The sequence below is a fragment of the Nostoc spongiaeforme FACHB-130 genome (assembly GCF_014698475.1).
In the GTDB taxonomy this organism is placed as follows: domain Bacteria; phylum Cyanobacteriota; class Cyanobacteriia; order Cyanobacteriales; family Nostocaceae; genus Nostoc_B; species Nostoc_B spongiaeforme.
On sequence record NZ_JACJTB010000008.1, the window covers coordinates 83,245 to 104,232 of the forward strand.

A 20,988-nucleotide genomic window follows, 5' to 3' on the forward strand; every position below is an offset into this window, starting at 1 on the left:
CAAAAGTTAAAAGTCAAAAATGAAAAATACTTTTGACTTCTCCAGCTTTGTCGGAGCGCCTTCTGCCATAACTACAAATCTAAAAAGGGGAATAACTTCAGCAAAGCATTACGTATCCGCAGTAGAAAGAGGGTTTGTCGTAGATTGGTGCTTAATTCTGGTAGCGGAACTTTTTGGAGTTGTGCTTGTAGTTCTGCATACTCAGCAGCACTGATTGGTTTGCCATCTATAGGCGATCGCGCATCTATAATGATTTCTGTTCGTAATATTTCTTCTGGGATGTCTTCTGGGGGTGGTAAAGCCATAACTGCTGATCCCCAATGGCTGATTAACCATACACCCATGCTAGAGAAAAGACTCAATACCCCCAATATGATTCGCTTGTGAGATTTTACTTTCCTCATCGCATCACCTTCAAGTCATACTGATTGAGCCAAAAATTTAAATGGACACTTGGTTGTGGCATTAACCTACATTACCAGTGTCCATTGACTGTTGCTTTAGCTTAACAGATGTATAAGTTGGGCTTGAGTTGGGTAGCCAATTTCTCAAGAATACTCTGATTCTTTTTTGCTAACCAAGCACTCAAGCCATTTTCGTAAACTCCTAGACCAAGTGCTTGTCTGGAAACAAAACTTCAGACTCAAGAACTAAGGTGTTGTAGTAGGGGTTGCGGTAGGAGTAGCAGTAGTAGCAGGAGTAGCAATAGGAGAAACTGTAGGAGCCGTAGTCCCAGTATCGGAGGGTTCACCTGTAGCGGCTGGTGAGGTTGTTGGATTAGGTGTATTACCACCCTCACATGCTCCTAAAACTGCCGCCAAACTTAACATGAGAGCTAAACCAAAGATTTTTGTTTTCATAACTCCTCTTTCACCAAATTATGGCCATCAAATGTTTGTGCCTTTTGACTAAGATAACCTAATTTATTGCGAATTGTTGCAATACCTATCTAGAAGATATTGAAAAACTTACTTAGGGCTGATTCTTGATGTTTGAGTTATGATGCCGCAGACTGATGACGATATCAAACGATGAGTAGGAGATCGCAATCATTGGCTTGTTTTTTGTCTTGTCTTGCCATACTCAGATGCACTACTTAAAATGTCAAGTGATCCAATGGCTAATTTTTGATGATATCTATTTAATTGATCAACTACTGATGGAGACAGGGAAAAAGAAACAAGAAACCAATAGTTGTGCGACTCCTCAACGGATTGTCATATCTCAAAAACATTTCAAAGATAGTTGACAGTTAACGCTATACTCATTCAAATCCCAGAAAAAGCTATTTTAACCTGAGCAAAATTCAATAAACAGACTAAAATACAGTATTTCCTATCCCAGAAAATTTTATGGCTGCTGTTCGTAAATCGGCTGTGTCTGCAACTAATACTTGGTTTGGACGCAATTCTAAACCAACTGTGCCAAGAAGGCGCTCCCCTGTTCGGGGTTCCGTCATCAGCAGTGTATCTCCACTATCAGAGCCATCTCCAGTGGTATCGCCGAAACATCGGCGACGAAATGCCAAAAGTTTATCGGTTCCTACAACCAAAGGATCACCAGAACTAACGGCATCCAAAGTCTCTCATGTGCCGACTGCGGAAGTTTTACCAAATTGGCTGTTACGGTTGTACACTGTTCATCGTTACTCATCTGTGGTGACGTTTTTATTAGTTGCAGTGGCGCTGGTTGTTTATGGTTGGACAGTTTATTCTCAAGAACGGTGGAATCAAGAGTTCCGCCGTTTACAAAATCTCCAACGTAACGAGCGACAATTAACCACAACCAACGCTATGTTAAAAAACAAAATGGCGGAAGAAGCAGAAAAACCAAGTGCAGGATTAGTATCCCCCACGCCAGATAAAACTATTTTCTTACCTTCAGCACCTGATTCAGCTAATTCTGCGCCATCAAATACAAGACCAAATTCTCCAGTACAACAGTCAACCTCTTCACCGTTGGGATATTAAAGGCAAGAGTCATTGGTCATTTTTCAAAGACAAATGACAAATAACAAAGGACGAAGCCGATGCAGAAGTCATCCAGTAGATTAAAATTTAGAAATTCTCGCAACCAAGCAGTTACAGGGCGGCAGAAAGTTTCCCGACAAAGGTTAATGGGGAAATTCACTTCCAACATTCCAGAACCTGTACAAAGTAGCAAAGTCAGGCTGTTAATTGTCTGGGCTATTTTAATATTCTCAGCATTAGGTTTAGCTTTTAACTTATATAATTTACAAATTCTCCAAGGCAAAAAACTCACCCAGAAGGCACGCAATCAACAAATTGTGAGTTTGCGGCCGTTTATGCCGCGTCGGTTGGTAATTGATCGCAATAATAATGTTTTGGCAGTTGACCGCCCTGTATATACTGTTTATGCCCATCCTAAACTTTTTGATAAGTCCAATGAAGAAATCGCCCAGAAATTAGCACCAATTATTGCTAAAGATCCGGCGGAGTTAGTGAAAACTTTTCAAAGTCGCAAAAGTGGAATTATCTTGATGCCGGCACTACCCGAAGAAGTAGCCGCTCGCGCGATTGCTCTGCGTTTAAATGGCTTAGAATTCATTTCCAAATACTCACGCTTATATCCGCAAGCTGATGTCACATCTGATGTGGTGGGCTACGTAGATTTGGAACGTCGTGGTCAAGCTGGTGTGGAATATAGTCAAGAAAAACTGCTAGAACGTTCTGTGCAGAAGGTACGGTTAATGCAGTCTGGAAGAGGTGAATTAAAGCCAGATGATGCACCGGAGGGCTTTCTCCATGCGGATGATTTGAAATTGCAACTCACCATTGATACACGCTTACAAAGGGCGGCTCGCTTGGCGCTAAAAGCCCAGGTAGACAAGTACCGCGCTAAACGTGGGGCTGTCATTGTCATGGATGCGTTGGATGGTTCTTTACTCGCACTGGTGTCTCAGCCGACTTATGACCCCAATGACTATGGTAAAGCGAAAATTGACTTATTTAAAAACTGGACAGTAGCGGATCTTTACGAACCAGGTTCAACATTCAAACCATTAAATGTAGCGATCGCATTAGAAAATGGTGTCATTCAACCCAATGATACTTTTAATGACCCAGGCTCGATTAGAGTCGCTGACCGTGTAATTAAAAATGCTCAAAATAATGCTTATGGGCGAATTAATATTGCTCAAATTCTGCAAAATTCCAGCAACATCGGGATGGTGCAAATCATCCAAAAAATGCGCCCCTCAATCTACTACACTTGGTTAGAACGTCTAGGCTTAGGGCAACCATTAGAAACTGATTTGCCTTTTGGAGTTAGCGGTTCGCTGAAAACTCAACCAAGATTTATTGCCTCACCCATTGAACCAGCAACCGCCTCCTTTGGACAAGGTTTTTCGCTCACTCCTCTCCAACTAGTACAACTGCACGGCGCTTTAGCTAATGGCGGTAAATTAGTCACACCCCATGTAGTCCGTGGACTGGTTGATAGCAGTGGCAAAATGCACTATTCACCCACGCTTCCTGCACCAAGACAAATTTTTTCCGCGAAAACCACTCAGCAAGTTGTGGAAATGATGGAAACAGTTGTTTCTGAAGGTACTGGTAGACCTTCTAAAATTTCTGGATATCGCATTGGTGGTAAAACAGGTACAGCCCAAAAAGCTAGTCCGAATGGTGGCTATATCCCTGGTGCAAGAATCACCAGCTTTGTCGCAGTTTTGCCTGTGGAATCTCCCCGTTATGTAATTTTGGCCATTGTCGATGAACCAAAGGGTGAAAGCGCCTACGGTTCTACTGTCGCTGCCCCAATTGTCAAATCAGTGATGGAAACCCTAATTCCCCTAGAACACCTACCACCAGAACAGTTCAATTCTCCAGCCGAAACACCAAGATGAGAGTTTTACAATGGTAGTATTGCGGTGGGTGAACGAAATTTTGTGTGGGATTTCTAGCTAATACCATTTTGGATTTTAGATTTTAGATTTTGGATTGAAAAAGTTTCTACTGGTAAGCTTTTGAGCAATCCATTTGTCGCAATCATTGTTCAATTTGGTATAAGTATCCAAAAAATTACCCTCCATACTCCCCACACTTCCCACACTCCCCACACCTTTTTTCTCTCACCCTATTGCGGTGGTAGCAAACAAACCAATGACTCAAACCAACTTCAATCCAGTGCGTTGGACAAGCGCCGATTTGCAACTGTTTCCTGAGAATGAATGGAAACGTTACGAAATTTTAGATGGAGAATTGTTTGTGACTCGCGCTCCACACTTGGGACATCAACGCACCATTGGCAAAATTCATTCACGGTTATTAAATTGGTCGGAAGAAACTGATATTGGAGAACCAATTATCAATCCAGGGGTAGTTTTTTCTGATGTAGATGATGTAACTCCTGATGTTGTGTGGGTGAAGAAAGAACGTCTCAATGACATTGTTGACGAATCTGGACATTTTATTGCTGCACCTGACTTAGTAATAGAAGTGTTATCTTTGGGTAGCCAAAATGAGCGTCGTGATCAAGAATTAAAACTACGTTTATATTCCCTAAAAGGTGTTTTGGAATATTGGATTGTTAATTGGCGACTCCAGCAAATTGAAGTCTATCGTCGGGATGAAGGGTTTCTTAAGTTGATAGGTACATTTCTGGCAGCAGATGAAATTACATCGCCACTATTACCAGGTTTTGCCTGCCAAGTTGCCCGATTTTTTTAGATTTTCACTGGCCAATCTATCACCTGTTACCTATCTCTGGCTGTAGTTATGTGTCTCTAGAGTTAATATTTCTTTATAACTCACGAAAGAGGTTAAGAAAGCTAAACTGTGGAACTTTAGATATTAGAGATGGAAATATTTTCACTCTTGAGCAAAGTTATCTAAGATTCCATGCAAAGCAATTTATTGACATTACCTAACTTCCAGACTGAAGCTAAGATAGCTAAAGATTATTACCAAGCCGAACAGATATTTTTAGAATTACTAACAATAGATGATTTAGATAATCAATTACATCAAGTATCACCGAAAGTTAGAGAATTTGAACAAACGCTTTTTGCGGCAATTGTAGCAGCTTATCAAAATGGTAGTGAGGATCATCGCGCTCATTTATTTCTGCAAAGAATTTTATATTGGATTAATCGCTTGAAGTTATTTTGGTATGACGATTTACGCCATTATACAAATGAGCGATCGCTTTATTTAAGTTGTTGCCGTAATCAAATTGAACTTGCTTGGCAAGCTTGGGAATTAGCGCAAATTGATGTGCCAGCATTACAAAAATTAGATGTCAAACAAGCATTAATTGCACGCACTACGGCTGATTTAAATCCGCCATTATCACCAGAAAGTCGCTACATTCGTGAACAAATGAGTGAAATTGGCTATCGTCATTTACTGGCGATCGCTTCATTTGATGGTTTAGTAGAAGGTAGTCGTTTATCGCGGATTTTAGGCGGTACAGCCAACGAAGTGCAATGTACTTTGGTGCGAGTGTTTTTAGAAGAATACGGCAATGGGCGGTTATCTCGCAAGCATTCAACATTTTTTGCCCAAATGTTAGCCGAGTTTGAGATGAATACCGAACCAGAAGGTTACTTTGATTTAGTACCTTGGGAAGTGTTAGCTTGCGCGAATCAAAACTTTTTAACCACCGAACGCAAACGTTATTTCCTCCGTTACAGTGGCGCGTTAACTTATTTTGAAGTAGCAGGGCCAGCAGCTTACAAAAATTATTTAACAGCAGCACAAAGATTGAAACTTTCAGATGCAGCAATGGGTTATTGGGAACTGCATATCCGTGAAGATGAACGCCACGGCCAATGGATGTTAGATAGTGTAGCTTTACCTTTAGCCGAGCAGTATCCTCATGATGCTTGGGAATTATTACTAGGATACGACCAAGAGAAACTTATGAGCGATCGCGCTGCTGGTGCTGTTGTCAAATCTATTCGTGTAGCCGAACAAGCAACTTTACCTACAAAATAACTTACCAAGCAAAAAATAGCATTTTTTTGCTAACTTGATTCTGCTGTATTGACAAATTACTCATTACAGCGCAATTCGATATGACCTTATACAAATCAAAACTCTACTTTCAGGAAGTATTACCATCAAATGAAAGACATATTTTTCTGCCCAGAAGAATCTAATTTCTATTCCAACTGCTTAGAAAATTTTGTGATGAGAGATTGCCAAAATCCGACCTCGATTGTGGAATTTGGTTCTGGTGATGGCAGCCCAGTAATCAACTCACTACTGCGAAATAAGTTTGAGGGATTAATTCAAGGCTATGAACTGAATAAATCTGCTTGGAAAGCGGCAAACTTAACCATAGATGAATATAATCTGACTAGTAAATATGTTATTCATAATTCTTGTTTATTTGATGCTGATAAACCTCAAGCCAATTATCTTGTAGCTAATCCACCATACCTACCTGCTCCAGATGATGATATCTATATGCCGTTATTATTTGGCGGTATAGATGGAGCAGCGATTACCAATGAGTTGTTATCTTTAGATTATGAAAATGTTTTGGTTTTAATTTCTAGCTATTCCAATCCTATTAGTACTATTAAAACAGCCCAAGAAAATGGTTATAGTGTAAATAAATTTGTGGTTTTGCCGTTACAGTTTGGTTATTATAGTTCTGAACCAAAAGTAAAAAAACATATAGAAGAATTAAAGAAAAATCATAAGGCATTTTACTCTGGAGATTATTATTTCTTGGCTGGAGTGCTATTTAAAAAATCCCAGGTATCAAATATTGATTTAGTTAATGAATTAACTCAAGTGATGACAAGTTTATAGATTGGTAATAGACAATGGTGTGTTATGACTTCAGCCTAACGCACCACTTGGTAAATGTTATTGTTGTTTAGGAATTTAAAGTGCTGTGAAAATTGATTTCACAGAGTTGATACTTGCTCAATGAGATGGTAACTAGGTAAGAATTGATTGCAGAAGTTTGATATCAAAAAAGTATTAGACAAGAACAGATAGTTGTTTTTGAAAGTAAGCACAGTAGAGTTTGCATCGCGGTAAGATGCGATCGCCATCAAAACAAATCAATCCTAGATTTTCGAGCTTATAAGCATCCACAGGATCAATCACTAGACCAACTTTGGCTTCGACAAGTTCAGCATATATCTTGATCAGATGAGGATAGGCTTGCAATTTTAACCAGTGTCGCCACAAGTGATGGCGGTAGATACCACCATTAACTATTGCTTCTTGAATCAATTCTTTAAGAGTCATCTTGCCAGAAACAAGATGAAATAAGGCTAGTTGAATTAAGGCTGGATGACCCCCAACCAAAGACATTAATTCCGCAGATTCTTGACCGACTCTCCAGTTTAACTCGTATTTATTCGCTAATTCTTCTACTTGTGACTGTGTAAATTCGCTTAGATATAAAGGCAGTCCGATATTAAATGGTGAACGGTTAATATCTAAAGAGATATATTGTTCCGTGGAGTATACCACTACTAATCTTAATTTCTGCCAACTATAATTTTGTCTGGCTTCTTCACACCAAGAACACAATAAAGCGAAAAATTCCTGAGCAATGTGAGGATATTCAAAAAAGCGATCAATATCACTTAAAACCAGCAATATGGGATTATTTATCTGTTTAAAAAGATATTTTTGCAAGTAAAAACTACAAACTAACTTATAACCAACTTCTTCATTCCACATTTCATCTAGGTTAGGCTCAATGTCTAATTGTTGAGCAATTTGCCAACAAAGACAACGCAAAAGCTTGTTTAAATTGGTTAAACAAGAATCATCGATTTGATAACAGTTGATATTAACAGTGTGATATCCTTGTCCTTGGGCAAAGGCTAAAATACGTAGTACTAAAGAAGTTTTTCCCATCTGTCTGGGAGAGCGAATCCGAATTACGCAGCCTGGTCGAGTAATTTCTCGATAAGCTAGTTTTTCTATAGGTGGACGCTCGATATATAAGGACGAGTCTAACGCTACAGGGCCATCGGGATAAGACCAACGACTTTCGATTTCGTAAGTCGAGAATCGGGGCGATTGTTCTAGTTTTGGATAGGAATTTCTAGGCAGAAATTCCAAGATTTCGCTTTCATTCTCTACACTCGAAACAGTGTAATCTGCTTCATTTAATTTGAGGTTAAATGCACTAAAACATAGTTTGAGAGTTTTTTGATCTACAGCTTTACTCAAAGACCACAACCGACTGAGAGTTTTTGTCGAGATATTCATCTGTGTGCTGAGTTCCTGTAGAGTTAGGCGATCGCCTTTTTTCCTAGCCATCTCCCAAGACACAATCGCTTCTTGCAAACGTTGTAGTCCAGTAGGAGTTAGTATAACGCCTCGTCTTCTCTTGCTTTTAGTTTGTTTCACTTGCATAGGCTTTGTTCCAACAACTTTTTGTGGACACAAAATCTACTTTCATCTTCTTACATCAATACTTTTTTGCTTCGTGCATTCTCCTGTGGGCTTTCCCGGAGGATAAGCGCAAAAATCTGAATAGAAGCACGCAAATTACAACTTTTGCAAGAAGTTTTGTGTAGAATCTGATGATCCAACTACTCCAAGAATTTAAACAGCGTCAAACGTTCCGAATTTCAAGTTTTAACAACTGTAGAAACCACCAACAAAAGAATTGTATAAAAAAAGGAATTTGAATACTGTAATTTTACTGAAAATACCCGTAAAAAATATTACGAAATTATGAAGTCGCTGACTGTGACTTAACAGATTGTTATTTCAGCGAATGAAATTTGTTGCAGAATAAGCTCGAAAGCTTCGGTTCAGAAACAATGAGTAATTTAGTCAACCTAAAATGTCTAAAGTACTGTAAATTCTGACTTTTCAGCTATTTCAGGCTTTATTCAGCCCCAAATTTTGTTATTTTAAGTGACTTCACTGATATTCTACTCTAATTCATCCGTTTGTGTGATATTTTGAGCTTTCTATTTACTGGTCTATGTTAACGTTTGATTTTTTTGAATCAATCCTCTAAATCAACTTACAACATACTAACATCATAATAAATGCTTTAAGTAATCACACTAGATTTTATCAATGCTATTGATTAATGATGCGATCGCTCTGATGAAGTTGATGTATTCTAAGCAACTCCACTCATCAAAGCATCGGAATCAGCGATATGGTGCATAAACAAGCGATCGCCAAAAAAAACAGTAACTTTAGTTACATTTCAAAAACTGTAGCTGACTTAATATTCCTGTCTTGGACAGTACTGTGTTTCCTGCACAAATCTGAGCTTTAGAGAATGTCATTTTATTTTCCGGGTGTTGCACAAATTAACAGAAAATGTAAGTAACACTCAGGAAAAATTGAATAATCGCTGACATATTTCGGGAATAAATCACAATAATTTTCACTTGTATCTGCTCAATTACTAATAGCAAATAGCCTATGTTGAAAATCAACTAAAAATTAATCAAAGGCAAAATATTGCTACACTAATGATTGATAATCTGCTATATCTAGCCGAAAAATCATCATTTATTTACATAATATTTATCATAAAATCACATCATAAAACATTAAAAACATCCACAAAGAACAGCAAATAAATCATGAACCCCGCTTCTTCGTTCAAAGTTCAGGAAGAACTAAAAATTAGTAAACAAAAGCAATCTAATATTTTAGCAGCCATCATTATTAAACTTTTGAACTTAGTGCATGGGGATACAGATTTAGCAGCAGAATTGATGCCGTTGTGGACAATTCAGGAGTTTCAACTAGGTGATAATTTAACTAGATACACTGAGAATACAGCTACAACAGATAACAGCGATTTTTTTTACTTGGTATGTCAAGGTAGAGTGCGTTTATTGAGTTTTGATGAGACTTTGGGAAGGGAAGTTTCTCCACAGTTATTATTAGCAGAACAGACATTTGGCGCAGATCATTTGTTTTGCGATCGCCCTTTATCATACCGTGCCATCGGTGCTAGTCCGGGTTTTGTAGCCCAAATTACAATTGCCGATTTACAACTGTGGTTGCAACGCTTACCAAATCTCGAAAAGCACTGGCAAAAGTTAGCAGTAGAGCGTCAAGCACTAATTTTCTTTAAAAGTTATACAGAATTGCGATCGCTCAACAGTGCAAGTTTACGGCAATTCTTACCTTATATAATTACTCACAAAATTCCGGCTGGCGCATCTTTAAATACAGCCACACCAGCCAATACAGGACGTTTTTGGTTAGCCGGAGGAACAACTTCACTCTTAGTTGGTGATAGCTGGGGATATCCTGATGTGACATCTCCCGATGCAATTGCGGAGACAGATTTGTTAGTGTACCAGCTACCGATTGAACAGTGGGAATCAGCCCAAGTATTTACTAGTCAAAATCTACAACCAAAAGTTGCAGTTATTGATCATTCCGCAATCACCCAAATTCCCCTTCCCAAACCGGAATCTTCCCAAGCAGAAATTACCCCAGTCGCAGAAATTGATTTTCCCCAACAGCCAAAAGCTAAACCACGGCGGAAATATCCCTTGATTTTGCAACAAAGTTCATCAGATTGTGGTGCGGCTTGTTTAGCAATGATTAGCCAATATTGGGGTAAACGCTTCCGCCTCAATACTTTACGCAACTTAGCAGCCATAGACTGTACAGGCGCATCTTTAGCAGGTTTAGCCACAGCCGCTCAAACCTTGGGTTACACAACGTTACAAGTGCGGGCGAGTTTAACTAAGCTAGAGTCGCAAACTAGTCCTTGGATTGCTCATTGGCAAGGCAATCATTATATAGTGGTTTGGCAAATTCAAGGCGATCGCATTTTAATTGCTGACCCAGCGAAGGGACAAAAATGGCTGTCGCGCCAAGACTTTGAAGCAAATTGGACAGGATACGCACTTTTATTAGATCCAACAGCCAACTTTCACAGCCGCAACAGCGAGAAACTTTCCTTACATCGTTATTGGCAGACATTACAGCGCGATCGCCAACTTATTCAATACATTATTCTGGTTTCTCTGGTCATGCAAGTATTTGGGTTAGCGACTCCCTTACTAACCCAAGTTGTTCTCGATCAAATACTATTACTGAAAAACTTTTCCACATTAAATGCTTTTGTACTCGGCTTTTTATGCTTGGGTGTCTGGGGTATTGTTTTAAATGCACAGCGACAATATCTGCTCGATTATTTTGCCAGTCGCATCGATGTTAATTTAATTGGTGATTTCGTCAAACATACCTTACAGCTACCATTACAGTTTTTTACCACCCGCCAAGTCGAAGACATTCTCAGCCGCATTCCCGAAAATCGCAAAATTCAACAGTTCTTTACCCGTCGCGCTATTACTAGCCCAATTGATGCGGTGATGATTTTTGTCTATTTTGGGGTGATGGCTAATCTCAATTTGCGACTAACTTTATTAGTTGTCAGTGGAATTGTCCCCGTTGTGATGTTGACTGTGGGCGCAAGTTCATTCCTCAAGCAGGTATCGCGGGAAGTTTGGCAAACATCCGCCAGCCAAAATTCTGCCACAGGGGAAATCATCATGGGAATTGTCACAGTCAAAACCGCCGCCGCCGAAGCTTCAGTGCAGACATATTGGCAAAAGCGGTTACTGAAAATGCTCAAGGCGCGGTTACGGGGACAGAAGTTAGCCAATGTCTTACAAATGTTGCGGAATTTAGTTAGTCACATTGCAACAACAGTTGTTTTATGGTGTGGGTTGCAACTAGTCATCACTGGGGATATGTCACTGGGTAAATTAGTGGCGTTCAATATGCTGATGAGTAATGTGATTCATCCTGTGTTGGCGTTGGTAGAGTTATGGGATGAATTACCCACAGTATTCACAGCCGTAGAGCGAGTTAACGATGTCTTAGATTTTCAGCCAGAAGAAAATTCCCAAAAACCTTTACAGGTAATGCCGACAATTCGCGGTGAAGTGCAGTTTGAGAATGTATTTTTCCGCTATCATCCTGATGACCAGCGTCATACTTTGCAAAATGTCTCTTTTCGCGTCAAACCAGGACAAACTATCGGGATAATTGGTCAGAGTGGTGGCGGTAAAAGCACTTTAGTCAATTTACTGGCTGGTTTATATCGTCCCGAAAGTGGGCGGATTTTAATTGATGGCATCGATATTAGTACGGTATCGCCGCAATCGTTACGCAGTCAAATAGGTTTTGTCCCACAGGATAACTTTTTGTTTTCCGGCACGATTTTAGAGAATATTACTCTGTATAATCCAGATTTGCATCCTGAACAAGCGATCGCCGCCGCCAAATTAGCCGAAGCTCACAGTTTCATCCGCGAACTACCTTTAGGCTACAACACCCCAGTCGGGGAAAGAGGTTTGCGGCTGTCTGGTGGTCAAAAACAAAAAATTGCGATCGCTCGTGCTTTAATTAGTAACCCCAAAATTTTAATTCTAGACGAAGCTACTAGCAGTCTCGACTCTGAATCGGAGCGTTGTTTGTACCAAAAATTAGCTCATTTGAGCCAGCACCACACTACCTTTATCATCTCCCATCGGCTTTCTAGTCTGCGCCACACCGACCATATCCTAGTTCTCGACCAAGGTATGTTAGTTGAACAAGGCACCCATCAAAATTTGATGGTAACCAAAGGTCTTGATTAATTTAGGACTTACACAACTGGCATATTTTTTTGTAGGGTGTGTGACGCAACGAGAAGATTTGAACGTAGTTAAGAGAATAGTAGGTTGGGTGTAGCGATAGCGTAACCCAACAAAGTATGCGTGAACGTTGGGTTCCGTTCTTCCACCCAACCTACACCAGTCTAAGTTGTTGCCTTCACTGAACTGTATTGGGCTATAAAAACCAAGTCCGCCTACGCGGATTCACATCAAATCAATGGTTTTGAACCCGCGTGGTGCGCCAAGCGCAGCGCAAGCACAATAGGCTAGGCAAGCTTTGTTTGTATAGCTCCAGACTAATTGTACTGCCCCATACCCCTACACCAATCCCTACAGACAATTGTGGTACATAATTCCTATTCATAATTCCCGGATGAAATTTATATTTTGTTAAAAATATTTTTAACAACGCCAAATACATAAAATTACTTTGTTTTTGATATTGCTATAGAAATTACGATATTTAGTGATTGTTTATTAGACAAGTTAATGGTAAATTTCTATATGAATTTGAACCAAAGAAAAGTTTCTCATGAACAATAAATGAGGGGTCAAACCCCTCAGTAAACAGCGAATCCGTGACAATACTAAAACTCAGATCATACAAATGGAGACATCAAAAAAATTCCGTATTTTTTACTGGTAAAGTTTTAATTGAGAAGATGACATTTAGAAAAAAACGTAGTATAAATACTAAAGTAGCTATTAATTTTTTTGCTAAATACCGTTGATGTTCTCAGGGAAAACTATAGCCTTCTCACCAAATTTTGCTAGAAAAACTAAAGCGAAAGATTATACGGTAAAATTATCAGGGCAGTAGATTAAACTAAGTATTGAGAAGCCAAACAGAGAAAAAACTGCGTCTACCAAGAGCCAAACCAGACTTTTATAGTCATTAAAATGACATTACCAAAGGTTGAAAAGTAACTAACTACTAAATGAAATACAGTTAACTTTCTACTCCAAGGTCAAGCTCATGGACATCATCATCAGAACACATGCAGTTCTAACCTCAGTACAAAGAATGAAGCAGCTTTCACGGCTCTATTTAGTCATTCTCCACAGGTTTTTAACTAAAACTAAACATAAATATTAGAGGGTAGTTGTTACAACATACAACTACAACAACTATTGATTAATTATTGACTACCTGTACCACCTAATTCCCCAGTGCAATTAACACTATGAATCACAACATAACTAGCGTCAGTAACTTTAATAAAGGTATCAATCCCCAACAATTTGACCAAATAGTAGAAGCAATTCTAGCTGGTAAGTATTCTTGGGCATGTGTGTTAATGCTACGTGTGGCTGGTTACAACCCATTACATTACATTCCTTATCGCACTTATAACAGATTGCTCAAAGAAAATTCTTCCCCAAATAGAACGCAACAACAAGAAGTATCATCTGCGGAGAAATCTGTAGCAACTCATTGCTTGGGCAAAATTAAAGACTTAACTTACCTTGAGGTAGTAGGTAAGCAAAAAACTGAAATTCGTGGGGGTAATATGGAGCAATGGTTAGCCCAAGAAATGCCAGAATATCAATCCCAAACGTCCGCATCAAATAGCGATAACACTCAAGAATTTTCCTTAAAATTGAGTAGTGCTAATAATATTTTGGATTTTAGATTTTAGGTGTAGGGTGGGTATTTTCATTCCCGCTTTCAGTTAGTTGCCCACCTTATAAGCCTAAGAGTTACGCAATAAGACGAAAAATTAAAGTTCTGGGGAAGGATGAAGGGGTATAGGGGTGTCAGGAGGTAGGTGTTCATACACTCTTCAACCCTCATACCCTTATACCCATTCTTAACAGACAATCTTTATGCGTAAGTCCTAAATGTGAAACTTTGACAAACAGCAAATAACTTGATGATATTAATTATTGAAATTTATGTAAAATTATCACTTTAATTATACTGTTTTCAATTAACTAACCCATCTTTGAGACAATTTTCCAAGGTGGGTTTTGTTGTCATAGATTCAGGCTTCTAGAGTATGGAAAGTCTAATTTAGCCTTGGTATAAAGAGAGCAATTAGGGATAAAAGTTTCTACCAAAATGTGCCAAAATGGCAAATTTTAACTCTCAATATCATTTAAATTATACATAGAGCAGATGAGTCAATAAGCTCATCAACAATGATAAAATCATTGAATATCTGACTATGAAATACATTTAACTGATTGTTTTTGCTGAAGCAGTCAGTATCCCAAAGAGTACATAACTCTGAAACCAAGACAGACAATTAAACTGTTGCTATTGGTGGTTTTGTTTCTCAGGAAGCCTGAGCATCAATAAGTTAAAAAGTTGGATTTCCGCAACTTTTACTTTTAATGCCCTCTAGTCAGTTTCTCTATGGTGGAGGAAACTTAGTAGAGCCTTCCATACTTTTGTAGTTAGAGAAATAGACAACCTAACAGTTAACAGTTGTTGTAAATGAGAGAGCATATAACTACTACACTTTTGTTTTGATGCTCTAAATCCTAGTTCTACCAAACAGGATAATCTCTGCTGTAATAACACATAATGGATACATTATTGGCTGGAAGCTAAAAGCCCAAATAGCTTCCAGTTTTTTATGTAAGCTGGTATGTTTTTAAGTTGTACTAATACCAATGAGTGATTTGTCAAAAATTTTGCTTGAATCAGAGGAAGTGATGCAATTCCTCAAAAAAGAAATGAGGTTGAAGGAAGTATATCAACAGATTTTATTTCACAAAATTATCCGGCAAGCAGCCGAAGCTAGAGATATTACTGTCACACCGTCAGAAATTGAAACAGAAGCAGAAAAGCAGCGCCGGGAAAGACATTTAGAAAGAGCCGCCGATACACTGGAATGGTTAGCTGATCAATTAATTACGCCTGAAGATTGGGAAAGGGGAATTTGCGATCGCTTATTATCTCACAAACTCGCACAAGTATTATTTGCAGATGAAGTAGAGCATTTTTTTCAGCAAAATCGCGCCGAATTTGAGCAAGTTATTTTGTATCAAATGATCATTGACTCAGAAACATTAGCACAAGAGCTATACTATCAAATCGAAGATGGTGAAATTAGTTTTTATCATGCCGCCAAAATTTATGATATTGATATTCATCGTCGGCGTAAATGTGGATATGAAGGTATAGTTAATCGTTTTGCGCTCCAACCAGATATAGCCACTGTTGTATTTCGAGCAGCACCACAACATGTAACATTACCTTACAAAACCGAGCAAGGTTATCATCTTTTTTTGGTTGAAGAACTTATCTCGGCTGAATTAACCAAAGAAAGATATCAAGAGATTATGAATAAAATGTTTCTCCATTGGCTGAATACAGAACTGCAATATATTCTTAATACCAAATGACTTAGCGTAACCCAACAAAATCCTGAAGATGTTGGGTTTCACTGCGTTACACCCAACCTTGTACCAAAAGATATGAATTTTTCTCATAGAGATAGTTATAGTATTTTTATGTGTAATTTCTAAAAGTCCGCAACTTTTTAGATAAGTATATTCATTACTGAGATATATTAAACACTGCCATATTTTTTAATGTACTTTTTGTCCTGAATATTGGTTATTTTATTTGACATAAATCTAATTATTAAATTTTTGATAAAGAAAATATATTTTTTTCATTAAGTTCACCTTTTTTTCATAAAACCTATTGACTATATTTAGAAAAATTCTTAAAAGAATAACAGTTAGGCTAACTTAACAAAGTGAGGAACTACAGGTTTTCGGCAAAATTTCTCTTCTAGCTTACTTTCCTATACTCATCAAGCAATTTTGTGAAACTAATACCAGCGTTACACCAAACTATAGGAAAGTTTGCCAAAGTATTTAGTCTTACTAGTTCATAGTTTATTGTATTTAGGTGTTTACCAGAAACTGCTGTTCATTGAGGCAAACAACAGCTATGCTGGCTAAATATTTTGTCAAGTTTATAAACTACTACTGCTCAATGCTCTGCGCTCACAATTTGGGAGCGCAGTTTTTAACACAATTTTTCTCTACAGGTAGAATACTTACTACTAGAAATACTTGTAATTTGATGATTCTAGTAGCAGCTATTCAGACAAAACCCTAAATTGTCCCAACAAATGCAATATGAAAAGTTCCCCTGATTATTCGCCAATATCAAGGGGTAAACATTTAACGTCGGCTAAAAGTTTTCATTTTTTATCAGTCAGAAGTCAGTCTTTAAAATCAACAGGTTTTCAAGAGTACATTTATCTCTTCATCATTGACAAATTCTGACTTCATATCAAACACACAACTGTCAACAATAACTGGTAGTAATTATGTCAAACTATTCTAGCCAATACCAAGGTTTGGAAAATTACGATCCGCAAGATAGTAAATTTTTGACACCTTTTCAAAGAAAGGCTTTGTTGAAAAACTTGCAAAGTAACTTACAGCCAGAATATCTCCGCAGAATTGAAATTATGTTGCTGGCGGATATGGGTAAATCTCAAACTCAAATATGTGAGATTGTAGGTTGTTCTCAAGAAATGGCACGTTACTGGATTGGCATAGCAGAAGCAGGTTTAGCACATAAATGGAATGAGCGACCAATTGGGAGACCAAAAATTGTCAATGCTCAATATATCGACAGATTGAAAGAATTAGTCAGTCATAGCCCGCGTGATTATGGCTACGCATTTACTTATTGGACAGCCCAATGGTTAAGCAAACATTTAGCAAATGAATTGGGTATTTCGATTAGCGATCGCCATGTTAATCGTCTACTCAAACAAATGGGACTTTCGACTAAACCTAAAAGTTCCAATCAACAAAAAATAGAAGAAACAAAAGATAACAGTATTACCATTAGTGACCTACAAACTCACAGTGAGCCGACTTTTCCTTGGTCATTTAATTTAATGCAGACGAATCAATAAGGTTCATTTAAGGTGATGAAGGTCTATCTATTAGACCAAGAGCAAGATTTGGGGGATTCTCCACGCCACATGCTTCAAGTCGGCAAAGCCGCCCAACGCAGTGGCTCCCCCACGCCCCCGATTGGGGGACGCAACCGTCCCCCAAACCCCCTCCAAAATTATTTTTTCATTTTTTGTTGAGTCATTATTTATGGATTTGGTTGTGATTTAGTTTTCTGATTTGAACCGCATTGGAGCTGGAGGCTAGTTTGTTATCTATACTAAGTTGCTTTCAGAAATAGCATTCCTATTCCCTTGTTTCACCCACAGCAGAGACGTTGTATATAACGTCTCTACAAATACGACTTGCTATTAATTTCTGGAGATTAGTAAATGCCATTAGGATTTTCTCAAGAACAGTTAACGCAACAAATTACTCATACTTTGGGCGAGACATTATCAAGTCAAGATATGGAAAGATGCTTGACAGAAGTGCAAATTGTCGAACCGCCTGTTGCTAAACAATTTTGGCAAGCAACAACGGCAAATCCGGGGATTTATATGATTGTCGCCGGGAAAGTGAGACTGTTGGATAATGCCAATAACTTAATTACTACCCTGACAACAGGGAGTGCATTTGGCGAATCAACTTTGTTTCCCGAAGAAGAGTTTCGTTCTTACGTGGCGAGGGCTTCTGTTAACCTCAAATTGGGCTATTTACCGGAAGCACTGTTGCAGGCGATGATGCAGCAATATCCTAGTATGAGCGATCGCCTGCAAAAAAGAGCAGAACTTTGGAATTTACTTTTATTATGTTGCCAAAGTGCGCCCATCACCCTCAATGGCTCTGTAGAAGAGATGCTTCAGGCTTTATCTCTCTTCCGGCGACACAATTTAGATGCTGGCGCACCTCCAGCCAAATTATTTCAAGATACTAGACTTTGGCTATTGCGTCGTGGCAAATTACTCCACGCTGACGGACGAATATTAACATCCGGCAATATCTATATATATCCCCAAGAAGGCAGTTGGCAAGCTATACAACCAACCATTGTCTATAGTCTACATAATGCTGATTGGCAAACGGCTGTGGCACATTGGCCGCAGTTGGCTGATTTGGCGGGGGAAGAAGGCAGGAGGCAGGGTGCAGGGGGCAGGAGAGAAGAAGAAGGCAGGAGGCAACAGGAGGTAGGGGGCAGGGGAGAAGGAATTTCTCAGTCCCTATCACCGCCGAAGCCCAAGAAGCTGCGTCAAGCTTATTTTCCTAACCCGACGGTGCGGGCAACTCATGTGTGGGGAAGGTTGACGAAGCGATATCCCTTTTTTGAACAACAAAGTGCCGCAGATTGTGGTGCAGCTTGCTTGGTGATGGTGAGTCGCTATTGGGGTAAGCGTTTAAGTATTAATCGACTGCGAGAGTTAGCGAATGTGAGTCGTGGTGGTGCTTCCCTGAGAGGTTTGACGGCGGCGGCTGAGAGTGTGGGTTTTGCGACTCGTCCGGTGAAAGCGAGTTTGGATAAATTAGCACAACAAACTCTACCTGCGATCGCTCATTGGGAAGGTAAACATTATGTTGTAGTCTATGAAATTACCAAAAAAAGGGTAATTATTGGTGATCCGGCAATTGGGCAACGCAATCTGACAGTCGGCGAATTTAAAGCTGGGTGGACTGGTTACGCCTTATTACTCCAACCCACAACCTTACTCAAAGAAACTGAAGAAGAAAATCTGCAATTTTGGCAGTTTTTTGATTTAGTTAAACCCCATTGGCGAGTGCTGTTAGAAGTGTTCATTGCTTCGGTATTTATTCAAGTATTTGGATTAGTGACACCTTTATTTACACAACTACTTTTAGATAGAGTCATTGTTCAAGGAAGCAACCTGACATTAAATGCTGTGGGTTTAGGGTTGCTGATTTTCGGATTATTCCGCGTCGCTATTAATGGACTGCGACAATATCTTTTAGATCACACAGCCAATCGGATAAGCTTATCTTTATTGGTAGGTTTTATCAAACATACATTTCGTTTACCTCTGGCATTTTTTGAATCGCGTTACGTTGGTGATATTGTTTCTCGCGTCCAAGAAAATCAAAAAATTCAGCGTTTTTTGACTGGAGAAGCTTTATCAATCACTTTAGATTTACTGACAGTATTTATTTATGTCGGGTTGATGTTTTGGTACAGCCCATCAATGGCTTTACTCAGCTTATGTATTGTCCCACCGTTTATGTTGTTGGCGCTGGTGGCTACACCATTTTTAAGACGAATTAGCCGTGAAGTATTTACCGCCACTGCCAACGAAAACAGTTATTTAATTCAATCTCTCACGGGGATTCGTTCAATTCGGTCGATGTCTATTGAGCAAACAGTTCGTTGGCATTGGGAAGAATTGTTGAATAATTTGATTAAAAAGACATTTAGCGGGCAAATTGTCGGCAATCAATTGCAAATTTTCAGTGCCACAATTGAAACAGTTGTCAGTACAGGTTTATTGTGGTTTGGGGCATCTTTGGTAATTCAACATCAACTGACAATCGGGCAACTAGTGGCTTTTAACATGCTTTTGGGTAATATTATTCGCCCTTTCCAAAGATTAGTGGTGTTGTGGAATCAAGTCCAGGAAGTGATGATTGCAACTGAGCGTATTAATGATGTTTTAGAAGCCGAACCAGAAGAAGATTTACAACACCATACCCGGCAGACTTTACCAAGATTGCAAGGACATATTAAGTTTGAAAATGTCACTTTTCGCTATCATCCAGATAGTGATATTAATGTCTTAGAAAATCTCAGTTTTGAAATTAAACCCCAACAAACCGTGGCTGTAGTAGGGCGGAGTGGTTCGGGCAAAACTACCTTATCAAAATTAATTTTGGGGTTATATCCGCCGACAGATGGTAAAGTTTTAATTGACGCTCACGATGTGACTAGTATATCTTTGCGATCGCTGCGTTCTCAAATTGGGGTTGTTGACCAAGACACCTTTTTATTCGGCGGGACAATCCGCGAAAATATCAGCATTGCTCACCCCGAAGCTAACTTAGAAGAAATTATCCAAGCGGCGCGTTTAGCAGGTGCAGATGACTTCATTAAACAGTTACCAATGGGTTACGAAACTCAAATTGGTGAAGGTGGCGGAATGTTATCTGGTGGACAGCGCCAAAGAATTGCGATCGCTCGTGCTTTACTCGGCAATCCGCGTTTATTATTATTAGATGAAGCCACCAGTCACCTCGACGCTGAATCTGAACGCATCATTCAAAATAACCTGACAACCATCCTCAAAGGACGCACAAGTTTAATCATTGCTCATCGCCTGTCCACCGTGCGTCACGCAGACTTAATTCTGGTATTGGATCGTGGTTTATTAGTTGAAAGTGGCACTCACGACGAATTAATTGCCAGAAAAGGTCATTATTTTTATCTCAACCAGCAACAACTGGCGCAAATATAGAACTTATTTCGTGTTCAGTGAAAGACTGATCATTAAGTCTGTAAGGGTTTAGGGGTA

14 protein-coding genes are annotated in these 20,988 nt (G+C 39.1%); 11 read left to right on the forward strand and 3 right to left on the reverse strand.

Going from position 1 to position 20,988, the window contains the following annotated elements; translation table 11 throughout:
• Positions 1-71: 71 nt before the first annotated feature.
• Positions 72-344 (reverse strand): hypothetical protein, encoded by a 273-nt coding sequence (locus tag H6G74_RS09405; RefSeq protein ID WP_390849420.1) that lies wholly within the window; start codon positions 342-344, stop codon positions 72-74.
• A 306-nt stretch (positions 345-650) separates the two neighbouring features.
• Entirely contained in the window at positions 651-860 is a 210-nt protein-coding gene (locus H6G74_RS09410; RefSeq protein ID WP_190967409.1) for a hypothetical protein, read from the reverse strand.
• Positions 861-1,352: 492 nt separating this feature from the next.
• Between H6G74_RS09410 and H6G74_RS09415 the strand changes: the two genes are divergently transcribed.
• From H6G74_RS09415 to H6G74_RS09435, 5 genes are all read left to right on the forward strand, one after another.
• The gene (locus H6G74_RS09415) at positions 1,353-1,970 is read left to right on the forward strand and encodes a hypothetical protein (RefSeq protein ID WP_190967410.1); all 618 of its coding nucleotides are present in this window, start codon (positions 1,353-1,355) and stop codon (positions 1,968-1,970) included.
• A 59-nt stretch (positions 1,971-2,029) separates the two neighbouring features.
• Positions 2,030-3,868, forward strand: coding sequence for a peptidoglycan D,D-transpeptidase FtsI family protein (locus tag H6G74_RS09420; RefSeq protein ID WP_190967411.1), 1,839 nt, complete (start codon positions 2,030-2,032; stop codon positions 3,866-3,868).
• A gap of 256 nt (positions 3,869-4,124) precedes the next feature.
• Positions 4,125-4,691, forward strand: coding sequence for a Uma2 family endonuclease (locus tag H6G74_RS09425; protein WP_190967412.1), 567 nt, complete (start codon positions 4,125-4,127; stop codon positions 4,689-4,691).
• Between the two features lie 171 nt (positions 4,692-4,862).
• A complete protein-coding gene (locus H6G74_RS09430; RefSeq protein WP_190967413.1) occupies positions 4,863-5,960 on the forward strand; it encodes an iron-containing redox enzyme family protein in 1,098 nt (365 codons plus the stop codon).
• 129 nt (positions 5,961-6,089) lie between these two features.
• The gene (locus tag H6G74_RS09435; RefSeq protein WP_190967414.1) at positions 6,090-6,785 is read left to right on the forward strand and encodes an SAM-dependent methyltransferase; all 696 of its coding nucleotides are present in this window, start codon (positions 6,090-6,092) and stop codon (positions 6,783-6,785) included.
• Between the two features lie 174 nt (positions 6,786-6,959).
• On the opposite strand, the gene H6G74_RS09440 is transcribed toward H6G74_RS09435, so the two are convergent.
• Positions 6,960-8,357, reverse strand: coding sequence for an AAA-like domain-containing protein (locus H6G74_RS09440; RefSeq protein ID WP_190967415.1), 1,398 nt, complete (start codon positions 8,355-8,357; stop codon positions 6,960-6,962).
• Between the two features lie 1,199 nt (positions 8,358-9,556).
• Here H6G74_RS09440 and H6G74_RS09445 point away from each other — a divergent pair.
• The 6 genes from H6G74_RS09445 (at position 9,557) to H6G74_RS09470 (ending at position 20,931) form a co-directional block, all read left to right on the forward strand.
• Positions 9,557-12,583 carry a cysteine peptidase family C39 domain-containing protein gene (locus H6G74_RS09445; RefSeq protein ID WP_190967416.1) on the forward strand — a complete coding sequence of 1,009 codons (3,027 nt, stop codon included), beginning with the start codon at positions 9,557-9,559 and terminating at the stop codon, positions 12,581-12,583.
• A 1,202-nt stretch (positions 12,584-13,785) separates the two neighbouring features.
• On the forward strand, positions 13,786-14,241 hold the full coding sequence (locus H6G74_RS09450) for a HetP family heterocyst commitment protein (protein WP_190967417.1): 456 nt from the start codon (positions 13,786-13,788) through the stop codon (positions 14,239-14,241).
• A gap of 979 nt (positions 14,242-15,220) precedes the next feature.
• Entirely contained in the window at positions 15,221-15,955 is a 735-nt protein-coding gene (locus tag H6G74_RS09455; protein ID WP_190967418.1) for a peptidylprolyl isomerase, read from the forward strand.
• Between the two features lie 941 nt (positions 15,956-16,896).
• Positions 16,897-17,496: a helix-turn-helix domain-containing protein gene (locus H6G74_RS09460; RefSeq protein WP_190967419.1), complete on the forward strand. Its 600-nt coding sequence runs from the start codon at positions 16,897-16,899 to the stop codon at positions 17,494-17,496.
• Between the two features lie 15 nt (positions 17,497-17,511).
• Positions 17,512-17,676, forward strand: a complete 165-nt coding sequence (locus H6G74_RS09465; RefSeq protein ID WP_190967420.1) for a hypothetical protein — start codon at positions 17,512-17,514, stop codon at positions 17,674-17,676.
• 192 nt (positions 17,677-17,868) lie between these two features.
• A complete protein-coding gene (locus H6G74_RS09470; protein WP_190967421.1) occupies positions 17,869-20,931 on the forward strand; it encodes a peptidase domain-containing ABC transporter in 3,063 nt (1,020 codons plus the stop codon).
• Positions 20,932-20,988: the final 57 nt, after the last annotated feature.

Coding starts and splice junctions, on each gene's coding strand:
- H6G74_RS09405 (WP_390849420.1), bottom strand. CDS start 344: ATGGGTGTATGGTTAATCAGCCATTGGGGATCAGCAGTTATGGCTTTA.
- H6G74_RS09410 (WP_190967409.1), bottom strand. CDS start 860: ATGAAAACAAAAATCTTTGGTTTAGCTCTCATGTTAAGTTTGGCGGCA.
- H6G74_RS09415 (WP_190967410.1), top strand. CDS start 1,353: ATGGCTGCTGTTCGTAAATCGGCTGTGTCTGCAACTAATACTTGGTTT.
- H6G74_RS09420 (WP_190967411.1), top strand. CDS start 2,030: ATGCAGAAGTCATCCAGTAGATTAAAATTTAGAAATTCTCGCAACCAA.
- H6G74_RS09425 (WP_190967412.1), top strand. CDS start 4,125: ATGACTCAAACCAACTTCAATCCAGTGCGTTGGACAAGCGCCGATTTG.
- H6G74_RS09430 (WP_190967413.1), top strand. CDS start 4,863: ATGCAAAGCAATTTATTGACATTACCTAACTTCCAGACTGAAGCTAAG.
- H6G74_RS09435 (WP_190967414.1), top strand. CDS start 6,090: ATGAAAGACATATTTTTCTGCCCAGAAGAATCTAATTTCTATTCCAAC.
- H6G74_RS09440 (WP_190967415.1), bottom strand. CDS start 8,357: ATGCAAGTGAAACAAACTAAAAGCAAGAGAAGACGAGGCGTTATACTA.
- H6G74_RS09445 (WP_190967416.1), top strand. CDS start 9,557: ATGAACCCCGCTTCTTCGTTCAAAGTTCAGGAAGAACTAAAAATTAGT.
- H6G74_RS09450 (WP_190967417.1), top strand. CDS start 13,786: ATGAATCACAACATAACTAGCGTCAGTAACTTTAATAAAGGTATCAAT.
- H6G74_RS09455 (WP_190967418.1), top strand. CDS start 15,221: ATGAGTGATTTGTCAAAAATTTTGCTTGAATCAGAGGAAGTGATGCAA.
- H6G74_RS09460 (WP_190967419.1), top strand. CDS start 16,897: ATGTCAAACTATTCTAGCCAATACCAAGGTTTGGAAAATTACGATCCG.
- H6G74_RS09465 (WP_190967420.1), top strand. CDS start 17,512: ATGAAGGTCTATCTATTAGACCAAGAGCAAGATTTGGGGGATTCTCCA.
- H6G74_RS09470 (WP_190967421.1), top strand. CDS start 17,869: ATGCCATTAGGATTTTCTCAAGAACAGTTAACGCAACAAATTACTCAT.